Origin of the sequence: Peribacillus sp. FSL R5-0717 (genome assembly GCF_038002945.1) — a bacterium.
Taxonomy (GTDB): Bacteria; Bacillota; Bacilli; order Bacillales; family DSM-1321; genus Peribacillus; species Peribacillus frigoritolerans.
The window spans coordinates 2,744,319-2,767,039 of record NZ_JBBOOF010000001.1 but is presented as its reverse complement, the minus strand read 5'-3'; the positions used below and the strand labels follow the sequence as shown (position 1 = coordinate 2,767,039).

The following is a 22,721-nucleotide window of genomic DNA, read 5'->3' as shown; positions in this document are numbered from 1 at the left end:
TTAGTTGAAAACCAGGTGTTTTATAGTCAAATATGGTATTAAATCCAAATGAAGCAATTGGAGATTTTCATTCAAATCCTCACTTCTATAAAAGATGATGGCCACGCTCCGGTCATTTTGAAAAGGAAGCTGCCTATATTCCAACACATGTTCGAATTCATGACGAAGTCCATCATGATCAATACGTGCAACATCTTCCGGATTTATTTCAAGTGGAACCTCTGCAAAGAAAAAGCTATATATTCGATCGTCCATCTCTTCCAACATTCGATTCCAATCGGGTTTCGTTCCTGAAAAATAATGTTCATACATATTCATTCCATAGGCATGGTAACCTAGATCCGTTGTACCCGCCCCAGCAAAACGCAGGGGATTGATTTCGATGGGTATCACCCGGCTTCCCTTTTTGCGGATTTCAAAGTGTACAGGATAATTCCTAAGCGGAAGGACCGTTTGGATATTCTTCATGAACTTCAGTGCATCATGATAGATTTCATCAATGGCCAACTTCGAAGTATAATAAATTCGATCGGAAGTATCGTAATCATCCTTGAATGATCGTTTGAAGACATTCAAAATGACCGGTTCACCATCTTGATTGTAATAACCATCAATGGCATACTCTTCACCCTGAATCCACTCTTCTATCAAAACGGTCTGGGATCCGACCACTTCTGAATCATATAATCCACCCGAATGAAGTAAATCCGCTTTAAGCTGGTTCACGGCTATATCCCAATCCTGTTCATTCTTGACTTTGTGCACACCTACACTGGAATAGCCAATATTGGGTTTGATAACTACCGGAAACGGTATTTGATTTATATCCAGCTCACTTATCATGGATAAATCGATATCTTGGAAATAGAAATCAGGATATAAAGATTTCGTCAAATTTCGCACCTGGCTCTTATCCTTCAATAACTTTGACCAAATGTATTCATTGCTATCCGGTTGAAAATGCCCTAGTAGTGTTATGCCATTTTCAGAGTTTGTAAGAATTCTTTTGTCCATATCCATGGACTTGAAAAATTCTGTATCCTTTTGAATGTTTAGCTTTTCTGATGTTAATGTGTCTCCCCATTGACCTTGTTCCAATACTGGGATTTGCTGTTCCTCTAACACCTTTAGAAGAATTGGCGACATAATCGACTCATTCAAAATAATCATTTTTTCCACCTAACTTGTACTGTTTTTTGTATCTCCATATTTAATCGGTTAAAACCGGTAAGTTTTTAGCTTATATAGGTATTTATTATTTAAAATCAAGATATCACTATATCTTTTTACCTATCAGTCATAAACTTGAGATCCTTACACATATTCCTTACCGTTAACCATCGAATATTTAATTTCCTTGTATCTTCATAAAAAAAAGCAAACACTATTTTAAGTGTCCGCCATATTTTTGCAAATTTATCATTCAGAAAAGGTTCACCAAAATTTTCGTGGAATAACTAAGACTCGTTCATATTTAATTCATAACTTCTTTATATACTTCTCTGTAATGAAAATAGAGAAAGGATGTATTTACATATGTCAGAAGCAAAAAAACAAAAAGGATGGCGCCAGTTCGTTCGATTGGTTCAACAAACGAAGCCTTCCAAACTAATGATAGGGATTGCATTAGCATTAAGCCTAGGCACAACAGGTGTAGCTTTATTAGTCCCATTATTCACAAAAAATCTAATCAATGATTTTTCAGTCAGTTCACTAAACGCTGAAAGAATCACACTTCTCGTTGTTGCCATCATTGTTCAAGCATTGGCCAGTGGATTTTCCATCTATTTATTAAATCGGATCGGTCAATCCGTAGTGGCAGGTATCCGCGATCAACTATGGAAAAAATTACTTGTATTGCCCGTGAGTTATTTTGATGATCATCCATCGGGGGAAACAGTCAGCCGAATGACAAATGATACAACTGTAGTGAAGGGATTAATCTCTGAACATCTCTCTAATTTCGTTACAGGAATCATTTCCATCGTAGGTTCCATGATCGTGTTATTCGTACTGGATTGGAAAATGACATTATTGATGTTCACTGCAATTCCGCTCTCTGTTTTGATATTAATGCCGTTAGGGAAAAAAATGCACAAAATATCAAAAGGGATGCAGGACGAGACAGCAAGCTTCACCGCAGTCCTTCAGCAGGTTCTAACGGAAATACGTCTTGTTAAAGCATCAAATGCAGAAGCTTTGGAATATCAAAATGGCCAAAAAGGAATCCAGAAATTATTTCAATTCGGATTGAAAGAGGCAAAAATCCAAGCGTTGATTGCGCCGCTAATGAGTTTTGTCATGATGGCATTACTGGTCCTGATTTTAGGTTATGGGGGAATGCGTGTTTCTTCAGGAGCACTGACTGCTGGGGCTTTAGTTGCTTTCATCATGTATCTTTTCCAAATAATCATGCCAATGGCTCAATTGGCCAGTTTCTTTACACAATTCCAAAAAGCAACGGGTGCAACAGAGCGCATCATTTCCATTCTGGATTCTGTGGAGGAAGAAGATGCGAAGCAGCCCGTTCAAAATATGAGTCAATCCATCAGCGTGGATCACCTGAACTATAGTTACAATAATGGAGAACAGGTACTTAAAGATATAAGCTTTAACGTTGAGGCCGGTAAGGTCACTGCAATAGTCGGCCCAAGCGGCAGCGGAAAAACGACCCTTTTTTCATTATTCGAGCGTTTCTACAAACCACAGGAAGGATCCATATCCATAGGCGGGACATCCATAAATGATTTCACACTGCTTTCATGGAGAAGCCAGATTGGATATGTTTCACAAGAAAGCCCGATTGTATCCGGTACAATTCGAGATAATATTTGTTATGGCATCAATCGGGATATAACAGATGATGAATTAAATCAAGTGGCTAAAATGGCGTATGCAGATCAATTCATTTCTGAGCTTCCGAACGGATATGATACAGAGGTCGGTGAAAGGGGCATGAAATTATCAGGCGGTCAAAGACAAAGAATTGCAATCGCCCGTGCATTTTTAAGAAACCCGAAAATATTAATGCTGGATGAGGCTACCTCCAGCCTGGACAGCAAATCAGAAAAAGTGGTTCAACAGGCATTAAATCACTTAATGAAAGGAAGAACAACAATAGTCATCGCCCACCGCCTATCGACCGTTATCGGTTCGGATCAAATCATCTTTCTTGAAAAAGGGAAAATAACAGGCAGCGGAACACATAAAGAGCTATATAATACGCACTCATTATATCGCGAATTTGCTGAACAGCAGTTGCACAAGCTTGAACTAGCCTAATTCGCCGAAAGGAAAGAAGAAGGATGACAAAAATATTGATAGTCGATGATGATGCACATATTCGCGAACTTATAAACCTGTTGTTAAGAAAAGAAGGCTTTAATCTATATGAAGCGTCAGATGGAATGCAAGCATTGAAAGTAATGGAAAAAGTGAAAATCGATTTGGCAGTCATCGATATAATGATGCCTAACATGGATGGATGGCAATTATGCAAAGAGTTACGGGAATTTAGTGATATCCCCATTTTAATGCTGACTGCAAAAGGGGAAACAACGCAAAAAGTAAAAGGATTCGGGCTTGGGGCAGATGATTATCTTGTAAAGCCATTTGAACCGATCGAATTGGTTCTTAGAATAAAGGCATTATTAAAACGGTATAAAATCACTATTTCACAAACATTAAATATCGGCGAATTAAAGATGAATCGTAACACGCATGAAATGTCATTCAAAGAACAGGAATATACGATTCCATTAAAAGAATTCGAATTGCTGTTTAAATTAGCAAGCTATCCTGGAAAAACTTTTTCCAGGGAAGATCTTATCGAAGACATTTGGGGCTATGATTATGAAGGTGATGAACGAACTGTCGATGTTCATATAAAAAGAGTGAGGGAACGGTTTCCTGAATCGGAATTCCCCTTCCGGATTAAAACGATTTGGGGATTGGGCTACCGTTTGGAGATAACGAGATGAGAGGCAATCGATTTTTCAAACAAATGCTTGGCATGCTGTTTTTTGTAACGTTTATTTCAATTTCCTTTTCCGCCGGGTACTATATCATTGAGCTTTTGCCCTTAAGGTTAACCAATTATGTTCGGTATCTGGCTACAATCGTGACAAGCATCGCAATCATGATATTAATTGGTCACCTTATCCATGCTATCCATCATAATAAACGGGTAAATATTTACCTAGAAATCATAGATGCCTTAAGGAAAATAGCAAATGGCGATTATAATGTACAACTGGATTTTAATATGGACAAGAGAAACGAAATGACCGATATCATTAACCACTTCAATCACATGGCCAAACAATTGAAGCAAATGGAAGAAATGCGGCAGGAGTTCATCTCTAACGTCTCACATGAAATACAGTCGCCCCTTACCTCCATTGTAGGATTTGCCCAAGCACTTCAATTTAATAAGCTGACAATCGAAGAACGAAATCATTATCTTCATATAATAGAGACAGAGAGCAGGAGATTATCCAAATTAAGTGATAACCTTCTAAAGCTTACATCCCTTGAATCCGAGCATCATCCTTTTGAAAGGACAGATTTCCGGCTGGATCAGCAAATACGGACCATTATTTTGGCTTGTGAACCCGCTTGGTTGGACAAAGAACTCGAATTGGACATAGCCTTGGAAAAGATTCCAATAGTGGCAGACCAGGATTTGATGAGCCAAGTATGGACAAATTTAATACACAATAGCATCAAATTCACCCGCCATCGCGGAAAGATCACGATTCGATTACAACAGATTGATAGCCTGGCATCCATAACGATATCCGACAATGGAATCGGCATTTCCGAAACCGACCAGTTCCATATATTCGAGCGATTCTATAAAGCCGACCTGGCAAGGGAACGCTCAAAAAGCGGCAGCGGTTTAGGACTATCCATCGTGAAAAAGATTATAGAGATGCATGAAGGGAACATATCCGTGAAAAGCGAACTCGAAAAGGGAACGACCTTCACCATTCTGCTTCCTATTTCGTAAAAGATTTTGTCATTTTGAAGTTTATTCAAAATCATAGGTAATAAAAAAACAGCTACAATGGCAGCTGTTTTTTTATAATCTATTTGTTGGTTTTCACCCTTAATAATTTTATTATTTTCGCCAAAAAGTTGAACAGTCTGCTTTATCAAAAATATTATACTCAATCATTTTCTCAAGTAATGAGTAATCAACCGGACTGTCCCACTTGATGCGTACCAACTGCTTGGTGTGATCATAGCCAGCCTGCACGATTACATCAGAGAAGTGATCGATCCCTGCCTTTTCAGGAGCAACAGCCAAATGATGTTTGGCTACGCTAAAGCCAATAATATATGTGTCATGATCGGTAAACATAGGCTGATTCCACGCAATCTTCGGCATTAGATTTGGAAATTTCCTAGTTACCCAAGCCAGGACTTCTTCCGTTCGTTCCCTATGTTGCGGGTTATCCATATTCGCTAAAAATTCTGCAAAGACTTCCATGCTATTCTCTCCTAAATAAAAAAATTTTATGAAGAATTCATTTTCAACATCACCTAAATTTAATGCCAATATGGGTTTCTTTCAATATGCACCATAGGAATATCATTACATTCTTCTAATGGATGCCATGACTACCTACTGATGGATTTGATAGATTTCATTACACTGCACACCGATTCATATTACCTCAGTCTTCTAATCCCTTGAGAGGTTCTCGTTGTTTTAAACATAAAAAATACCCCTTTGGCTAATCATAGCCAAAGGGGTAAAGCTTCGCAACTTTTTATAATCTACATTGCATTCATTCCAACTTACTCAACCGTTACACTTTTCGCGAGATTACGCGGTTTATCCACGTCACATTCGCGGTGCAAGGCTGCGTAGTAGGCAATGAGCTGCAGCGGGATAACAGAGATAAGGGGTGTTAATAGTTCATTCACTTCCGGGATGACGAAACGGTCATCCTCTTCTTCCAGACCCTTCATGGAAATGATGCAAGGGTTGGCGCCACGGGCAACCACTTCCTTCACATTACCACGGATGCTTAGGTTGACGCCTGCTTGAGTAGCAAGGGCTATGACAGGTGTACCTTCTTCAATCAAGGCAATCGTTCCATGTTTAAGCTCTCCGCCAGCAAAGCCTTCCGCCTGGATGTAAGAAATCTCCTTCAGCTTAAGTGCCCCTTCAAGTACAACATAGTAGTCAAGGGAACGGCCGATGAAGAAGCAGTTTCTCGTAACGGACAAATATTCACGGGCGATGTCTTCCATCTCTTCTTTCGAATCACATAGTGCTTCCATAGCCGTCGCAACGATTCCAAGCTCTTTTACAAGGTCGAAACCGTACTCCATGTTACGGAATTGGCCAGTTACATTCGCCAAGATGGATAAGACTGCCACTTGGGCTGTGTAGGCCTTTGTAGAGGCTACGGCAATTTCAGGACCTGCATGCAGCAAGAGCGTATAATCCGCTTCACGTGACAATGTAGAGCCAGGTACGTTCGTGATGGTCAGGGCTTTATGACCAAGCGCTTTGATGGACACTAACACGGCACGGCTATCTGCAGTTTCACCACTTTGTGAAATGAAGATGAATAGCGGTTTTTTCGATAATAACGGCATATTGTAAGTGAATTCCGATGCCACATGGACCTCAACCGGAATTTCAGTCATTTTTTCGATGAATTGCTTACCAATCAACCCTGCATGATAGCTAGTTCCGCAAGCGATGATATAAATACGGTCAGCCTCACTTACGGCTTCAGTAATGTTATAGTCGATTGCAAGTTTACCTTCTTCATTTTGGTATGCTTGAATGATTTTACGTATTACGGCTGGCTGCTCGTCGACTTCCTTGAGCATATAGTGAGGATACGTACCTTTTTCAATATCACTTGCATCCAGTTCAGCCGTGTAAGGAGCACGCATGACTTCTTCGTTGGAAAGGTTCTTGATCGTTACCTTTTCATTTGTCACGATAACCATTTCCTTATCCATCAGTTCAAGGAATTGATCTGTGACTTGCAGCATCGCCATTGCATCCGAAGCGACAACGTTAAAGTCTTTTCCGACACCGATCAGCAGCGGGCTTTTATTTTTGGCGACTAAGATGGTTTCATCATTTTCAGCATCCAATAGGGCAATGGCATATGAACCCTCTAATAGAGTGAGTGTTTGACGGAACGCCTCTTCCACTTCCATACCCTCGTTCACGAACTTCTCTATGAGTTGAACGATGACTTCCGTATCCGTTTCACTTTTAAAGGCAACATCCTTCAAATATTCACGTTTTAGAATCGCATAGTTTTCAATGACACCATTATGAACTAAAGTCAATCGACCTGAATTACTTTGGTGAGGATGGGCATTTTCACGGCTTGGCACACCATGTGTAGCCCAGCGCGTATGTCCAATTCCGGTATGCGCCATAGTATTTTCATCCACGGCTGCTCGTAAGTCCGCTATTCTTCCCTTTTCCTTAAAGATTGTCACTCCTGCTTCATTTCTCACAGCAATCCCTGAAGAGTCATAACCGCGGTATTCAAGTTTTTCAAGACCTTTTAATAAAATTTCCTTTGCATCGTTAAGTCCAATATATCCAACAATTCCACACATAATTTCTGTTCCTCCAACCGATTCGAGGGAACAGGAATGCACGGGGGCATCCCTGCCCCCTCATCTCTGATATATATTTTTATAAAGGAAATGCCCTAAAGCACTTTTTCCCATTGTGCATTTCCGACCCTTTGTGCAGTAAGTTGCCCTACTGTTTTAAGATTGGAATTACTGCGGCTGTGCACTTCAGCCGGGAGGTATCCGCCGATCATTCGATAAACCTCCTCCTCGTCAACTAAGTCATTTCTCGTCCAGACTCAGTTCAGGCGCTTTTGTGAATCCATTCTCTCCTTGCCTACCCTCCTTTTTAAAACCAACCATTTTTAGAAAATGAGTTGTAAATCAGGATAATCATACCTTAAACAAGGGACATAGGTCAATTCTTAATTACCTTTACCAACAAAAAAGACTTCTTTATAAAAATATGCATAAAAGGAAATTTCGTTCCTTTTATGCATAGGATTAGTTATTCGTTCATTCCCATTTCCGCTCTTACAACTGCGACGATGCGCTCTACATAATTAGTGCATTCCTCAGCTGTCGGTGCTTCAGCCATAACACGGACTAGAGGTTCAGTACCGGATGGTCTCACCAAAATGCGGCCGTTTCCGTTCATTTCCCCTTCGACTGCCTTGATGACTTCCTGTACCTTTTCATTATCTGTTACTGCGTGTTTATCGGTAACTCTGACATTGACCAGCGTTTGTGGATATTTCTTCATCTCGCCAGCGAGCTCGGATAAGGTTTTTTGGGTGTCGCTCATGATGTTCACAAGCTGCAAGCCCGTCAATAAGCCATCTCCTGTCGTGTTATAGTCCAGGAAGATGATATGTCCGGATTGCTCTCCGCCAAGGTTATAGCCGCCTTTACGCATCTCCTCGACCACATAGCGATCCCCCACTGCCGTCTGGGCGCTTTGTATACCATGCTCTTCAAGACCTTTATAAAAACCAAGGTTGCTCATGATCGTAGAAACCACTGTTCCCTGTTTCAAACGGTTATTATCTTTCAAGTATTTCGCACAGATATACATGATTTGGTCGCCGTCCACTATATTTCCTTTTTCATCTATTGCAATGACGCGGTCTCCGTCGCCATCAAATGCAAGCCCAACATCCGCACCTTTTTCTTTTAAGAATTCAGCAAGTGCCTCAGGGTGGGTGGAACCTACCTTATCATTAATGTTCAAGCCATTGGGCGATGCCCCCATTGTAGAGATGTCTGCATCAAGATCTGCAAACAAATGCATGGCCAAGGCAGATGTAGCCCCATGTGCACAATCAAGAGCAACATGAATGCCTGTAAAATCTTCATCCACTGATTGTTTCAAATACTGGAGATACTTTTGCCCTCCTTCGAAATAATCGTTCAAATGGCCTAAATCTCCGCCAACCGGGCGTGGAAGCTCATCCTTTTCCTTATCTAATAGTGCTTCAATTTCCGCTTCTTGATCATCGGATAACTTAAATCCATCCGGTCCAAAGAATTTAATGCCATTATCCGCTACCGGATTATGCGAAGCGGAGATCATGACACCTGCTTCAGCACTTAAGGCCTTTGTTAAATAGGCTACTCCCGGTGTCGAAATGACACCCAGGCGCATCACTTCAGCCCCAATGGATAAAAGACCTGCAACAAGCGCACCTTCCAGCATTTCACCTGAAATACGAGTATCGCGCCCTATAAGCACTTTGGGTTTTTCTGTATTTCTAGTAAGAACGTAGCCACCAAAACGGCCTAGTTTAAATGCCAACTCCGGTGTTAACTCGCTATTCGCTATACCCCTTACTCCGTCTGTTCCAAAATATTTACCCATCTTTATCGCTCCTTCTTCGAATCGTTACTGAATTTAATGATGATGTTAAAGGAAGGTCATGTCTCTTCGTCTTTTTGTGTGATGGTGACCGAAACCGTTTTAGAATCCAGTTCCCATTCCACTCCCTCAGGCACTGTTACCGCCAGATCCACATCATGCGTACCTTCATCTAAATTACTCACATCTACTGTAAGATTAATGTCGTCTTTAGTTATTTTCTTCAAATCATCCGCCTCACCAAGCAAAGTGATGCTGGTTACATCGGATTCCAATTCAGCATCTTGGTCATCCTGTATGCCCACAGGAACTATTTGTATATTGTTGAAAGTTTTGGACTCAATGGCAGCCGGTTCATCTTCTTCTTCTGGTTCTGGTTTTTCTTCGACTACTTGTTCTTCTTGTTTTTGTTCGTTTTCTGGTTCTTCCTCTTCCACGACTGGCTCTGCATTCTCTTCATCTACATCAACTTTTTCTGTACGAATCTTGACCTGCGCCTTACCCAAGGACATTTTTTGTACACTATCCGGTTTATTAAGATCGAGTTCCAGTTCTGTATCACCATCAATTTTCGAGATATTTACAGGAAGATTTATTTCATCTATTTTCTCCAGGCTCGTTTCCGAACCAAATAAGGTGACCTCTTTTGGATCGACACTTATACTCGTGATCCTGATTCCATCCTTTGCCTTGCCTGTTTGCTTCGGTGCTATCGACACCGTCTTGGAAGGAATACTCACTTTTAAGGAAACGGCAACAGAAGATGGCTCGATTGTCACATCCAGCTTATTCAAATCCCTGTCCAAGGCTTTAACGGTTGCCTTGCTGTTCACCGTTTCGTTAAGTCCCTTACTTATTTCAAGGTTTGCCTTTACATAGGAAATTTGTTCAATTGCATCTTTAGCACCCGTTATTTTAACAGTTTTCGGGCTGACTGTTGGCTGACCGGCTGTATACCCCTCTTCAAGTAAAGAGCTGTTATACTCGGCCTCAACGGAGAATTCCTTCGTCACCCGTTCCTGCACGTTGACCTCCGCATATTCCGGATCGATCGTCGCCACTAACTTTTCATTCAAATCACTTATTTTAAATGTGACAGTTCTGTCCCCCATTGAGATTGCAGGATCAGAAAGGTCAACATACACTTTAAAATCCCTTTGGTTTTTCGCATTAATCAATAGGCTTTTTGCTCCCTTAAGAGTAACATCAACTGTTTCAGGCACCCCGCTCACCACTAGATTCTCACGGTCATAGTACACTTCAACCGGTACATTTTCGATGGTCTCCGTACTGATTTCAGGGGCAGTCGATAAACCAAGGGATTTTTTATCCGACTCCATCTCAAAGTTAATGGAAATGAACAAAAGTGCTGCCAAGGCAAAAGCTACGATTCTCATAAACCAAGCGCTATTGGTGAATTTATCCATTCTTTTTCCCCCTCCAGTTAAAGATGCTTGAGGAAGTTGATTTGATATTTTCCACTACCAGTTCACTTGTAAGCATGGCCCTAAATGATTCTTGATTCAAATCCCGGTAAAGTTCACCGTTTTTAGTGACGGATATTCCTCCCGTTTCTTCTGATACGACAATCGTCAGACTATCCGTAACTTCACTCATGCCTATGGCTGCCCTATGCCGTGTGCCAAGTTCCTTTGATATGAATGGACTCTCCGATAATGGCAAATAGCAAGCGGCAGCTGCCACCTGGTTATTTTGTAAAATAACTGCACCATCATGGAGCGGCGTATTAGGGATGAAGATATTAATGAGCAGTTCTGAAGAAATATAGGATTTCAGGGGTATCCCCGTTTCAACATAATCTCCCAGCTCCGTACCTTTTTCTATCGTAATCAAGGCACCAATCCGCCTTTTTGCCATATAGGTGGACGCCTTTAGGATTTCCTCGACTAAACGCTCTTGCTGATTCTCTTCTGGAACGGTGCCCCTTGCAAAGAGCTTCCCGCGTCCTAATTGTTCAAGTGCCCTTCTCAGTTCAGGTTGAAAAATGACGAGAATTGCCAATACTCCCCAATTCATGACTTGTGCCATTAACCATCCGAGTGTATTGAAACCAAACAGGTTGCTTAAGCTTTTTACAATGACAATTACAAAAATTCCTTTTAGCAGCTGAATAGCCTTCGTGCCTCGAATAATAGTTAACAATTTATATATCACAAACCATACAAGGAGAATATCAATGAAATTTACTACATAGTCCCAAACAGTCAAATTGGTTAAAGACATGTTGTTTCCTCCAGTCAGTATTACTCCAAATACCAATAACAATCTTTATTTACAATAACCTTAATAGTATACCATTTTTTAAATGATTCATCTAAAAACTAGTGTGAGAAATTTACACAGGAAAAAAGAACCATTAAAAATGGTTCACCTACCTTTAAAAAATAAAGCTGGGCGAAGTCATCGTAAATCAAAAACGATGCCCCTGCCCAGCTTCTATTCCTTATTCCTTTTTCTCCTCTTTGGCAGGAACCAACGAGGTTGCAGTGTCCTTCACTTTATACCACATCCACTCAAAAGCTTGGTCAATAACATGGATGCTTCCAGTCACATTACCTGCTTTAGACATATACTTATGCCCATTTATGACTGTCACATCTCCCTCTACTTCACCATCTATTTGAATATTACCATTTTGAACTACCACATTTCCCTTGATTGTCTCACCCTCAGGCACAATAACCGTTTCACCTTCGACCACTAAGTTAGGCTGCTTTGAAACTGAAAAATGTTCGTCCTGATTATAAGTGGAAAAAACAGATCCTGTCATCAATATGATGAACATCGCTGCCGCTGTCATGAAAGGATGGCTTTTGAACCAACGTTTGGCACCTGTTGTTTTCGTTTCCTTTGGCAATTGAGCCATAACCCTCGCTGTAAAATCATCCGGGGCCTTTATATGGGAAGTGCTTTGTACAAGAGCGACCGCCTTTTTCATTTCATGAAAGTAATCCCGGCATTCAGCACAGTCATGCAAGTGCTCCCGTAAAACTTCTTTATGCTCCGGTTTGATGTCCTCATCTAAATAATCATGCATATATTCAATGATTTCCTCATGGCAGTTCATTTTTCTCACCTTCTTTTTATAAATGGCGTAGTTGTTTACGCAAGGCTTCGCGACCGCGATGTATCCTCGTCTTAACCGTACCGACCGGCAAATCGAGTATCTCACTGATTTCCTTTAGAGATAACTCTTCAATATACTTCAATACGATTACCGATCGGTATTTCTCGGGCAATTTCATTATTTCCACTTGAATGGTTTCCTGCAGTTCTAATGATTCAACCTCTTCCTCGGGTTTCGCCATATCCGATGCAATTTGGGAATACATATTCAATCCCTCTGTTCCTGCCACCTCTGCATCCAGATAGTAGTCCGGTTTTTTCTTGCGAAGCCGGTCAATACAAAGATTGGTCGCAATCCGATATAACCATGTAGAAAATTTCATTGTTATATTGAAACTTCGAATGTTCACGTAGGCCCTTACAAAGGCCTCTTGAGCCAAATCTTCTGCTTCTTGCCTGTTTCCGAGCATCCTGAAACATATTTGGAAAACTTTGTCCTTGTAAATTTCGACAATTTCCCCAAAGGCATTATGGTCTCCTTTTAATACTTGATTAATTCTCTCTTTAATGAGTGCATCCATTTTCCGGTATTACCCCCGCTCATGCGGCTATACGATTACTACGAATCGTAAGCTGAAAGGTTTCAAAAATTTAATACATTAATTTTAACAAAGTTTTACATTTTATGTTTAAGAAAAAAAAAACAGGGCTATATAGTAAGAAATTGTAAAATCCAAAGGAGTGATTCTCTATATGAGTACTGAACAAATTTTAGACCATATTGAACAATGCAGACAGAAAATGATGTTTTTGGCTTCCCGTTCTTCCATGGTGGATAATGAAGTTATTGAAGTTAGCAGCAAACTGGATTCTTTAATCATTCAATACATCCATTTAACTAAAAACGGAGATCTCATGGACAGACGTGCTCTCAAGTGAATATGGATAGAAGATTGCTACCATTTATCTATAGATATGTTTCTGTTACATACACCCTGGTAAATAAACCTACGTCTTCTAGCATATAAAAAACAGTAACCCATTACAAGCCGGTTACTGTTTCTTTTAATTATTAGTTATAATAATTTTTCTCCAAATAGCGAACCCATTAAGGCCACGGCAACGATTGCCGTTTTATTTCGCTCATCTAAAATGGGATTCACTTCAACGAATTCAGCGGATGTAATCAAGTTGGATTCCGCAAGCATTTCCATGGCCAAATGACTTTCCCGATAACTTATACCACCAATCACCGGGGTCCCGACTCCGGGTGCATCTGCTGGGTCCACTCCATCCAAATCCAGTGAAAGGTGGACGCCATCCGTTCTTTCCCTTAAATAATCAATGCATTCTTCCATGACCCGTGTCATTCCCAACCGGTCGATCTCATGCATCGTGAATACTTTAATCCCTTTCTCACGGATAAGTTCCTTTTCCCCTTCATCCAATGACCTCGCTCCAATGATTACGATGTTTTCCGGTTTCACTTTTGGAGCAAAACCATGTATATTGATCAGGTCCGGATGGCCAATCCCAATACTGACAGCCAAGGGCATCCCGTGTATATTTCCTGATGGTGAAGTATCTTCCGTATTTAAATCGCCATGTGCATCGTACCAAATCACACCTAGATTCTCATAGTGCTTTGCGACTCCTGCCAGTGTGCCTATCGCTATTGAATGGTCTCCTCCCAATACAAGCGGAAAGGAACCTTCTTCTATTATTTCATCAACTCTTGTAGCTAACTGGGTGTTACCTTTTGCTACAAGCTGTAAGTTTTTTAAATTTGTCCCGGGCTCATCTGCATTTTCAGGACGCCCTACAATTATATCCCCTAAATCCTCTACTTCTATATTCAACTTTTCAAGACGCTCGACAATCTCTGCGCAGCGGATGGCACTAGGTCCCATATCCACCCCTCGCCTTGCTTGACCAAGGTCCATGGGCAATCCGATGACGGAAATTTTCTGAATAGACATACAATTCCCCCTTTCCACCATTTTATATCGTATATGCCAATTGGTTCAACTCGACATTTCCATGTATAAAGATGCACGTTTTCCGATAACATATGTTTTTTGTGAAAAAATATCTTTCTGGGGATTAGTTTACCCAACTATGCCTTAAACAAAAAAAAGCCTTAAACCATTTTTGGCTTAAGACGTAAGTTTTGGTGTATGTAGTTGATGGTGGAGCCTAGCGGGATCGAACCGCTGACCTCCTGCGTGCAAGGCAGGCGCTCTCCCAGCTGAGCTAAGGCCCCTAAGGAATTTAAAATATATTAAGCGGAAGACGGGATTCGAACCCGCGACCCCAACCTTGGCAAGGTTGTATTCTACCACTGAACTACTTCCGCAAATGGCTGGGCTAGAAGGGATCGAACCTTCGCATGACGGAATCAAAATCCGTTGCCTTACCGCTTGGCTATAGCCCAATATATAATATGCAATGATTAATGTACAACAAAATAAAAAGGTGGTAATCATATATTTCCCCAATACAGAGAATATATAACTGATCCACAGGATTTTATTAAAATGGTGGAGGGGGGCAGATTCGAACTGCCGAACCCGAAGGAGCGGATTTACAGTCCGCCGCGTTTAGCCACTTCGCTACCCCTCCGCAATATATGGTTGTAAATGGTGCCGGCAAGAGGACTTGAACCCCCAACCTACTGATTACAAGTCAGTTGCTCTACCAGTTGAGCTACACCGGCAAGTAAAGAATAAAATGGTGGAGGATGACGGGATCGAACCGCCGACCCTCTGCTTGTAAGGCAGATGCTCTCCCAGCTGAGCTAATCCTCCGGATTAATGATTTAAAATGGTGACCCGTACGGGATTCGAACCCGTGTTACCGCCGTGAAAGGGCGGTGTCTTAACCGCTTGACCAACGGGCCGAACTGTTTTTTGGTTCATAGATAGATTGGGAAGCTCCCAAGCGGATTCGAACCGCTGACCTCTTCCTTACCATGGAAGTGCTCTACCTACTGAGCTATGGAAGCATATGGCTCCGCAGGTAGGACTCGAACCTACGACCGTTCGGTTAACAGCCGAATGCTCTACCACTGAGCTACTGCGGAATAATATAATGTTTCCTAAAACCCATTAAAGATTTAAATGAACAGCCTGGCAACGTCCTACTCTCACAGGGGGAAACCCCCAACTACCATCGGCGCTGAAGAACTTAACTTCCGTGTTCGGAATGGGAACGGGTGTGACCTCTTCGCCATCATTGCCAGACTATATTCATTTTTGAAGAATTCATTCCTTCAAAACTAGATAATAAGAAGGTATTTCATTTTTTTAAAAGCGTTGGTTAAGTCCTCGATCTATTAGTATCAGTCAGCTCCACATGTCACCATGCTTCCACCTCTGACCTATCAACCTGATCATCTTTCAGGGATCTTACTAGCTTGCGCCATGGGAAATCTCATCTTGAGGGGGGCTTCATGCTTAGATGCTTTCAGCACTTATCCCGTCCGCACGTAGCTACCCAGCTATGCCTTTGGCAAGACAACTGGTACACCAGCGGTGCGTCCATCCCGGTCCTCTCGTACTAAGGACAGCTCCTCTCAAATTTCCTGCGCCCGCGACGGATAGGGACCGAACTGTCTCACGACGTTCTGAACCCAGCTCGCGTACCGCTTTAATGGGCGAACAGCCCAACCCTTGGGACCGACTACAGCCCCAGGATGCGATGAGCCGACATCGAGGTGCCAAACCTCCCCGTCGATGTGGACTCTTGGGGGAGATAAGCCTGTTATCCCCGGGGTAGCTTTTATCCGTTGAGCGATGGCCCTTCCATGCGGAACCACCGGATCACTAAGCCCGACTTTCGTCCCTGCTCGACTTGTAGGTCTCGCAGTCAAGCTCCCTTGTGCCTTTACACTCTACGAATGATTTCCAACCATTCTGAGGGAACCTTTGGGCGCCTCCGTTACTCTTTAGGAGGCGACCGCCCCAGTCAAACTGCCCACCTGACACTGTCTCCCACCCCGATAAGGGGCGCGGGTTAGAATTTCAATACAGCCAGGGTAGTATCCCACCAACGCCTCCACCGAAGCTGGCGCTCCGGCTTCTCAGGCTCCTACCTATCCTGTACAAGCTGTACCAAAATTCAATATCAGGCTGCAGTAAAGCTCCACGGGGTCTTTCCGTCCTGTCGCGGGTAACCTGCATCTTCACAGGTACTATAATTTCACCGAGTCTCTCGTTGAGACAGTGCCCAGATCGTTACACCTTTCGTGCGGGTCGGAACTTACCCGACAAGGAATTTCGCTACCTTAGGACCGTTATAGTTACGGCCGCCGTTTACTGGGGCTTCGGTTCAAAGCTTCGCTTGCGCTAACCTCTCCCCTTAACCTTCCAGCACCGGGCAGGTGTCAGCCCCTATACTTCGCCTTGCGGCTTCGCAGAGACCTGTGTTTTTGCTAAACAGTCGCCTGGGCCTATTCACTGCGGCTTTTCTGGGCTATTCACCCTAAAAAGCACCCCTTCTCCCGAAGTTACGGGGTCATTTTGCCGAGTTCCTTAACGAGAGTTCTCTCGCACACCTTAGGATTCTCTCCTCGCCTACCTGTGTCGGTTTGCGGTACGGGCACCTTACATCTCACTAGAGGCTTTTCTTGGCAGCGTGGAATCAGGAACTTCGGTACTATATTTCCCTCGCCATCACAGCTCCGCCTTAATGGAAACGGGATTTGCCTCGTTTCCGGCCTAACTGCTTGGACGCGCATATCCAACAGCGCGCTTACCCTATCCTTCTGCGTCCCCCCATCGTTCAAACGATGTATAGGTGGTACAGGAATATCAACCTGTTGTCCATCGCCTACGCCTTTCGGCCTCGGCTTAGGTCCCGACTAACCCTGAGCGGACGAGCCTTCCTCAGGAAACCTTAGGCATTCGGTGGAAGGGATTCTCACCCTTCTTTCGCTACTCATACCGGCATTCTCACTTCTAAGCGCTCCACCAGTCCTTCCGGTCTGACTTCAACGCCCTTAGAACGCTCTCCTACCATCGACACCATACGGTGTCAATCCACAGCTTCGGTGATACGTTTAGCCCCGGTACATTTTCGGCGCGGAGTCACTCGACCAGTGAGCTATTACGCACTCTTTAAATGGTGGCTGCTTCTAAGCCAACATCCTGGTTGTCTAAGCAACTCCACATCCTTTTCCACTTAACGTATACTTTGGGACCTTAGCTGGTGGTCTGGGCTGTTTCCCTTTCGACTACGGATCTTATCACTCGCAGTCTGACTCCCAAGAATAAGTATTTGGCATTCGGAGTTTGACTGAATTCGGTAACCCGTTGGGGGCCCCTAGTCCAATCAGTGCTCTACCTCCAATACTCTCATCTTGAGGCTAGCCCTAAAGCTATTTCGGAGAGAACCAGCTATCTCCAGGTTCGATTGGAATTTCTCCGCTACCCACACCTCATCCCCGCACTTTTCAACGTGCGTGGGTTCGGGCCTCCATTCAGTGTTACCTGAACTTCACCCTGGACATGGGTAGATCACCTGGTTTCGGGTCTACGACCTCATACTCATTCGCCCTATTCAGACTCGCTTTCGCTGCGGCTCCGTCTCATCAACTTAACCTCGCATGAAATCGTAACTCGCCGGTTCATTCTACAAAAGGCACGCCATTACCCATTAACGGGCTTTGACTACTTGTAGGCACACGGTTTCAGGATCTATTTCACTCCCCTTCCGGGGTGCTTTTCACCTTTCCCTCACGGTACTGGTTCACTATCGGTCACTAGGGAGTATTTAGCCTTGGGAGATGGTCCTCCCTGCTTCCGACGGGATTTCTCGTGTCCCGCCGTACTCAGGATCCACTCAGGAGGGAACGAAGTTTCAACTACAGGGTTTTTACCTTCTTCGACGGACCTTTCCAGGTCGCTTCATTTACCCCGTTCCTTTGTAACTCCATGTTGAGTGTCCTACAACCCCAAGAGGCAAGCCTCTTGGTTTGGGCTAATTCCGTTTCGCTCGCCGCTACTCAGGAAATCGCGTTTGCTTTCTCTTCCTCCGGGTACTTAGATGTTTCAGTTCCCCGGGTCTGCCTTCAGTACCCTATGTATTCAGGTAAAGATACTGTTCCATTACGAACAGTGGGTTTCCCCATTCGGAAATCTCCGGATCAAAGCTTACTTACAGCTCCCCGAAGCATATCGGTGTTAGTCCCGTCCTTCATCGGCTCCTAGTGCCAAGGCATCCACCGTGCGCCCTTTCTAACTTAACCGTTAAAAAAGATCTTACAGATGCTTTGAAAAAAATTAATTGCCTTCTATCTATTATCTAGTTTTCAAGGAACAAAGCAGAAAGAATCCATCACATCGTGATGTTCGTCTTCCTATTTGAATGAATTACTCATTCAAAACTGAACAAAACAAAAGCGCTCTCGTAATTATCCTTAGAAAGGAGGTGATCCAGCCGCACCTTCCGATACGGCTACCTTGTTACGACTTCACCCCAATCATCTGTCCCACCTTAGGCGGCTGGCTCCATGAAGGTTACCTCACCGACTTCGGGTGTTACAAACTCTCGTGGTGTGACGGGCGGTGTGTACAAGGCCCGGGAACGTATTCACCGCGGCATGCTGATCCGCGATTACTAGCGATTCCGGCTTCATGCAGGCGAGTTGCAGCCTGCAATCCGAACTGAGAATGGCTTTATGGGATTCGCTTACCTTCGCAGGTTTGCAGCCCTTTGTACCATCCATTGTAGCACGTGTGTAGCCCAGGTCATAAGGGGCATGATGATTTGACGTCATCCCCACCTTCCTCCGGTTTGTCACCGGCAGTCACCTTAGAGTGCCCAACTGAATGCTGGCAACTAAGATCAAGGGTTGCGCTCGTTGCGGGACTTAACCCAACATCTCACGACACGAGCTGACGACAACCATGCACCACCTGTCACTCTGTCCCCCGAAGGGGAAAGCCCTATCTCTAGGGTTGTCAGAGGATGTCAAGACCTGGTAAGGTTCTTCGCGTTGCTTCGAATTAAACCACATGCTCCACCGCTTGTGCGGGCCCCCGTCAATTCCTTTGAGTTTCAGCCTTGCGGCCGTACTCCCCAGGCGGAGTGCTTAATGCGTTAGCTGCAGCACTAAAGGGCGGAAACCCTCTAACACTTAGCACTCATCGTTTACGGCGTGGACTACCAGGGTATCTAATCCTGTTTGCTCCCCACGCTTTCGCGCCTCAGTGTCAGTTACAGACCAGAAAGTCGCCTTCGCCACTGGTGTTCCTCCAAATCTCTACGCATTTCACCGCTACACTTGGAATTCCACTTTCCTCTTCTGCACTCAAGTTCCCCAGTTTCCAATGACCCTCCACGGTTGAGCCGTGGGCTTTCACATCAGACTTAAGGAACCACCTGCGCGCGCTTTACGCCCAATAATTCCGGACAACGCTTGCCACCTACGTATTACCGCGGCTGCTGGCACGTAGTTAGCCGTGGCTTTCTGGTTAGGTACCGTCAAGGTACCAGCAGTTACTCTGGTACTTGTTCTTCCCTAACAACAGAACTTTACGACCCGAAGGCCTTCTTCGTTCACGCGGCGTTGCTCCGTCAGACTTTCGTCCATTGCGGAAGATTCCCTACTGCTGCCTCCCGTAGGAGTCTGGGCCGTGTCTCAGTCCCAGTGTGGCCGATCACCCTCTCAGGTCGGCTACGCATCGTCGCCTTGGTGAGCCATTACCTCACCAACTAGCTAATGCGCCGCGGGCCCATCTATAAGTGACAGCGTAAACCGTCTTTCCATCTTCTCTCATGCGAGAAAAGAACGTATCCGGTATTAGCTCCGGTTTCCCGAAGTTATCCCAGTCTTATAGGCAGGTTGCCCACGTGTTACTCACCCGTCCGCCGCTAATCTCAGGGAGCAAGCTCCCGTCGATTCGCTCGACTTGCATGTATTAGGCACGCCGCCAGCGTTCGTCCTGAGCCAGGATCAAACTCTCCGAAGAAATGTTTGACTTGCTCATTTGCTTTTTTGATAGTGTGTGCTCACTTAAAATTTAACGTTGGCGCTTTGTTTTGTTCAGTTTTCAAAGAGCAATTTGTTCGCCGTCTCTCTTAGCGACTTTAATATCTTAACATCTTATTACCACTTCGTCAATAACTTTTTTTAAAAAAGTTTTTATCATTCTTTTTCAAATGCTTTGACGTTGCAGCAACTTTTATAATATACCAGCGTATAAATCAATAGTCAATAGGTTTTTTGAATTTAATTCATTTTTAAATTTCATGACTGATTCCACTTGGATAAATTCGATTTCCCCTTCATATACATTAGGATTTCCTCCTCGGTGCTCACCCTTTTAAACAGCCTGAAAAGGATGTTATATTTCTCGTTTATTGCCCTTTTGACTATGTGGTCGATTCTGTCATCCTGCAAATCGAATAGTATTTCATCCATCTCTCTTTTTAAAAGGTACTCCAATTCCATTTTTTCTTTGTCATTGATCAATAAACCGAGCATGGTTCACACCTCCATCAGACATCTTTCCCCATTCCCATCAATTTTATGAATTTTCAACCCGTTTTTTTGCATAACAATAATCCTCGCGCATAAATTTGAAGACAAGAGTACTTTGGACAAGGGGATGGATTAATGAAATTTTTCATGGTGCTTCAAGCCAAGAACATCAAGTATTATTCGTTAATTTTGCTTACCGCACTTTTTACCGCTTGGTTTCTTTTTGTACAAAACATTCTTCATGCCCCCGTTTTTTCAACGGAAGATGGGCCGAAAGCGGTTTATAAAGGGGAAAAGAATGTTGCGATCACGTTCAATATTGGCTGGGGTGATGAGAAAGCCGCTCCGATAATAGAGACATTAAAAAGAGAAAAGATTAAATCGGCCACTTTTTTCCTTTCGGGATCCTGGGCAGAACGCCACCCTGACATAGTAGCTGAAATTGTGAAAGAAGGATATGAAATCGGCATGCTTGGTTACGATTATAAGGATTATACCGAAATGGAAGATCAAGAAATCATCCGGGATATTTCTAAAGCCCAGGAAGCATTTAAAAAACTTAATGTAAAGAATATAGAACTTTTACGCGCTCCCACCGGCCACTTTGATAAACGACTCTTGAAGATCAGTGAGAAATTCGGATATACCGTTGTCCATTGGAGCATCGATTCGAAGGATTGGACCAATCCAGGTGTGGATCGGATCATACAGAACATCACCAAGGCCCAAAAAGGTGATATCATTTTATTACATGCTTCAGACTCAGCAAAACAAACGAATAAAGCATTACCGGAGTTATTAAGTGAACTTCGATCAAAAAATTTAAACTTCGTTAACGTTTCAGAGATGATTTCCAATTCCTCGGCAAGCAGTGAGGAAGTCCGCTAACTTAAAAAACTGCGTACTAATGGTCTTCCTGAACCTTTAGTACGCAGTTTTTCTGTTTTGACTTCTTTATGTAAGGTCCGGCCAACATATTGGTTAGCTGCCTTTACCTAATTGACCGGCTTTCATCTTTCCCTTTGCTGGAGTTTGCTTACGCTCTCTTCTATCGGCCAATTCCTTTTGTGAAATTTCAATCAATTTGCCAAGGACCAATAATTGATAAGCATTGCAGACTAGCAATGGAAACAGCATGAAGTAAAGCCAGCCTTCATCATTGGTTTTCAGGACAGGTACCCACTCCAATACCGTGACCACGACCATGAAAAACAAGGCCGGTATGAAAGACTGTTTATTCGTTTGTTTCATTTTGAAATAAGCTGTAATAAGCCCTGCGGCCAATACAACCAATGCTAACACGATATACGAACTGATTCCCTCGCCTGAACCAAAGCTAAGATATCGCAGGTAAACAAGATCGAATACAACAAAAAGAATGAGTACAAGTTGAACGGCATTCCATAAGGAAGCGCTTTTAAATATCCCCAGACCAAAACGATGTATTGTTAAATAGGCAAAAAAGCCGGCTTGGCTTATGACACTGAAAATTAATCCAACACCGAATAACCAAATAAAAGTTGATAGGATGGCACTGACTTCAAAAGAAGAAAAATAAGGCTTAAACTCACTCCATCGAGCCAAGAACCCTACAACTCCGCCAGTTAAGCCACCTATAAGCAATGTTGTTAAAAACAATTTAACTAAATTACGGCTGTTCATTGTTTTCCTCCATACATTTCTATTTCATATCCTTAATTGTACCAACCAAATTTGGAAAAATCCACT

The 22,721-nt window shown here is 43.2% G+C and carries 16 protein-coding genes, 9 tRNA genes and 3 rRNA genes; 5 read left to right on the top strand and 23 right to left on the bottom strand.

What is annotated here, in order from left to right:
- Positions 1-1,170: an ATP-grasp domain-containing protein gene (locus NYE65_RS13620; RefSeq protein ID WP_340861051.1), complete on the bottom strand. Its 1,170-nt coding sequence runs from the start codon at positions 1,168-1,170 to the stop codon at positions 1-3.
- Positions 1,171-1,524: 354 nt separating this feature from the next.
- On the opposite strand from NYE65_RS13620, the gene NYE65_RS13615 reads away from it, so the two are divergent.
- Genes NYE65_RS13615 through NYE65_RS13605 form a run of 3 tightly spaced genes read left to right on the top strand, consistent with a single transcriptional unit; the run spans position 1,525 to position 5,011 of the window.
- Positions 1,525-3,282 (top strand): ABC transporter ATP-binding protein, encoded by a 1,758-nt coding sequence (locus NYE65_RS13615; protein WP_340861050.1) that lies wholly within the window; start codon positions 1,525-1,527, stop codon positions 3,280-3,282.
- A 23-nt stretch (positions 3,283-3,305) separates the two neighbouring features.
- Positions 3,306-3,980, top strand: coding sequence for a response regulator transcription factor (locus tag NYE65_RS13610; protein WP_340861049.1), 675 nt, complete (start codon positions 3,306-3,308; stop codon positions 3,978-3,980).
- Positions 3,977-5,011 (top strand): sensor histidine kinase, encoded by a 1,035-nt coding sequence (locus NYE65_RS13605; protein ID WP_340861048.1) that lies wholly within the window; start codon positions 3,977-3,979, stop codon positions 5,009-5,011. Before NYE65_RS13610 ends, NYE65_RS13605 begins: the two co-directional genes overlap by 4 nt.
- A gap of 111 nt (positions 5,012-5,122) precedes the next feature.
- Here the strand turns inward: NYE65_RS13605 and NYE65_RS13600 are convergent, their stop codons facing one another.
- The 7 genes from NYE65_RS13600 to sigW all read right to left on the bottom strand — a co-directional run bounded on the left by NYE65_RS13600 (position 5,123) and on the right by sigW (position 13,089).
- The gene (locus tag NYE65_RS13600) at positions 5,123-5,494 is read right to left on the bottom strand and encodes an iron chaperone (protein WP_340861047.1); all 372 of its coding nucleotides are present in this window, start codon (positions 5,492-5,494) and stop codon (positions 5,123-5,125) included.
- Positions 5,495-5,805: 311 nt separating this feature from the next.
- Positions 5,806-7,608, bottom strand: a complete 1,803-nt coding sequence (gene glmS / locus NYE65_RS13595) for a glutamine--fructose-6-phosphate transaminase (isomerizing) (protein ID WP_034304927.1) — start codon at positions 7,606-7,608, stop codon at positions 5,806-5,808.
- Between the two features lie 466 nt (positions 7,609-8,074).
- Positions 8,075-9,424, bottom strand: coding sequence for a phosphoglucosamine mutase (gene glmM / locus NYE65_RS13590; RefSeq protein WP_063574534.1), 1,350 nt, complete (start codon positions 9,422-9,424; stop codon positions 8,075-8,077).
- Positions 9,425-9,480: 56 nt separating this feature from the next.
- Positions 9,481-10,848, bottom strand: a complete 1,368-nt coding sequence (locus NYE65_RS13585) for a CdaR family protein (RefSeq protein ID WP_340861046.1) — start codon at positions 10,846-10,848, stop codon at positions 9,481-9,483.
- A complete protein-coding gene (cdaA, locus tag NYE65_RS13580) occupies positions 10,841-11,665 on the bottom strand; it encodes a diadenylate cyclase CdaA (protein ID WP_034304935.1) in 825 nt (274 codons plus the stop codon). Before cdaA ends, NYE65_RS13585 begins: the two co-directional genes overlap by 8 nt.
- 220 nt (positions 11,666-11,885) lie before the next feature.
- A complete protein-coding gene (locus NYE65_RS13575) occupies positions 11,886-12,509 on the bottom strand; it encodes an anti-sigma factor family protein (protein WP_264640007.1) in 624 nt (207 codons plus the stop codon).
- Positions 12,510-12,525: 16 nt separating this feature from the next.
- Positions 12,526-13,089, bottom strand: coding sequence for an RNA polymerase sigma factor SigW (gene sigW, locus NYE65_RS13570; protein ID WP_048685727.1), 564 nt, complete (start codon positions 13,087-13,089; stop codon positions 12,526-12,528).
- A gap of 172 nt (positions 13,090-13,261) precedes the next feature.
- Here sigW and NYE65_RS13565 point away from each other — a divergent pair, with 172 nt between their 5' ends.
- A complete protein-coding gene (locus NYE65_RS13565) occupies positions 13,262-13,447 on the top strand; it encodes an aspartyl-phosphate phosphatase Spo0E family protein (protein ID WP_034304941.1) in 186 nt (61 codons plus the stop codon).
- Positions 13,448-13,584: 137 nt separating this feature from the next.
- On the opposite strand, the gene rocF is transcribed toward NYE65_RS13565, so the two are convergent.
- From rocF to NYE65_RS13495, 14 genes are all read right to left on the bottom strand, one after another.
- Entirely contained in the window at positions 13,585-14,487 is a 903-nt protein-coding gene (rocF, locus tag NYE65_RS13560) for an arginase (RefSeq protein ID WP_057276360.1), read from the bottom strand.
- A gap of 208 nt (positions 14,488-14,695) precedes the next feature.
- Positions 14,696-14,771: transfer RNA gene (locus NYE65_RS13555), tRNA-Ala, on the bottom strand.
- A gap of 21 nt (positions 14,772-14,792) precedes the next feature.
- Positions 14,793-14,864 (bottom strand) — tRNA-Gly (locus NYE65_RS13550).
- Between the two features lie 3 nt (positions 14,865-14,867).
- Positions 14,868-14,942 (bottom strand) — tRNA-Gln (locus NYE65_RS13545).
- Between the two features lie 104 nt (positions 14,943-15,046).
- Positions 15,047-15,130, bottom strand: a tRNA-Tyr gene (locus NYE65_RS13540).
- An 18-nt stretch (positions 15,131-15,148) separates the two neighbouring features.
- Positions 15,149-15,224 (bottom strand) — tRNA-Thr (locus NYE65_RS13535).
- Positions 15,225-15,239: 15 nt separating this feature from the next.
- Positions 15,240-15,315 (bottom strand) — tRNA-Val (locus tag NYE65_RS13530).
- 17 nt (positions 15,316-15,332) lie between these two features.
- Positions 15,333-15,407 (bottom strand) — tRNA-Glu (locus tag NYE65_RS13525).
- A 32-nt stretch (positions 15,408-15,439) separates the two neighbouring features.
- A tRNA-Thr gene (locus tag NYE65_RS13520) sits at positions 15,440-15,512 on the bottom strand.
- A 3-nt stretch (positions 15,513-15,515) separates the two neighbouring features.
- Positions 15,516-15,590, bottom strand: a tRNA-Asn gene (locus NYE65_RS13515).
- Positions 15,591-15,634: 44 nt separating this feature from the next.
- Positions 15,635-15,750 (bottom strand): 5S ribosomal RNA (gene rrf, locus NYE65_RS13510).
- A gap of 72 nt (positions 15,751-15,822) precedes the next feature.
- Positions 15,823-18,755 (bottom strand): 23S ribosomal RNA (locus tag NYE65_RS13505).
- Between the two features lie 175 nt (positions 18,756-18,930).
- Positions 18,931-20,481: ribosomal RNA gene (locus tag NYE65_RS13500) — 16S ribosomal RNA — on the bottom strand.
- Together the 16S, 23S and 5S rRNA genes with 9 tRNA genes alongside form the textbook arrangement of a ribosomal RNA operon.
- Positions 20,482-20,759: 278 nt before the next feature.
- Positions 20,760-20,996 carry a hypothetical protein gene (locus NYE65_RS13495; protein ID WP_048677931.1) on the bottom strand — a complete coding sequence of 79 codons (237 nt, stop codon included), beginning with the start codon at positions 20,994-20,996 and terminating at the stop codon, positions 20,760-20,762.
- 132 nt (positions 20,997-21,128) lie between these two features.
- Here NYE65_RS13495 and pdaB point away from each other — a divergent pair, with 132 nt between their 5' ends.
- A complete protein-coding gene (pdaB, locus tag NYE65_RS13490; protein WP_034304945.1) occupies positions 21,129-21,881 on the top strand; it encodes a polysaccharide deacetylase family sporulation protein PdaB in 753 nt (250 codons plus the stop codon).
- Between the two features lie 93 nt (positions 21,882-21,974).
- Here pdaB and NYE65_RS13485 read toward each other — a convergent pair whose 3' ends face one another.
- A complete protein-coding gene (locus NYE65_RS13485) occupies positions 21,975-22,655 on the bottom strand; it encodes a KinB-signaling pathway activation protein (protein WP_340861045.1) in 681 nt (226 codons plus the stop codon).
- Between the last annotated feature and the right edge of the window lie 66 nt (positions 22,656-22,721).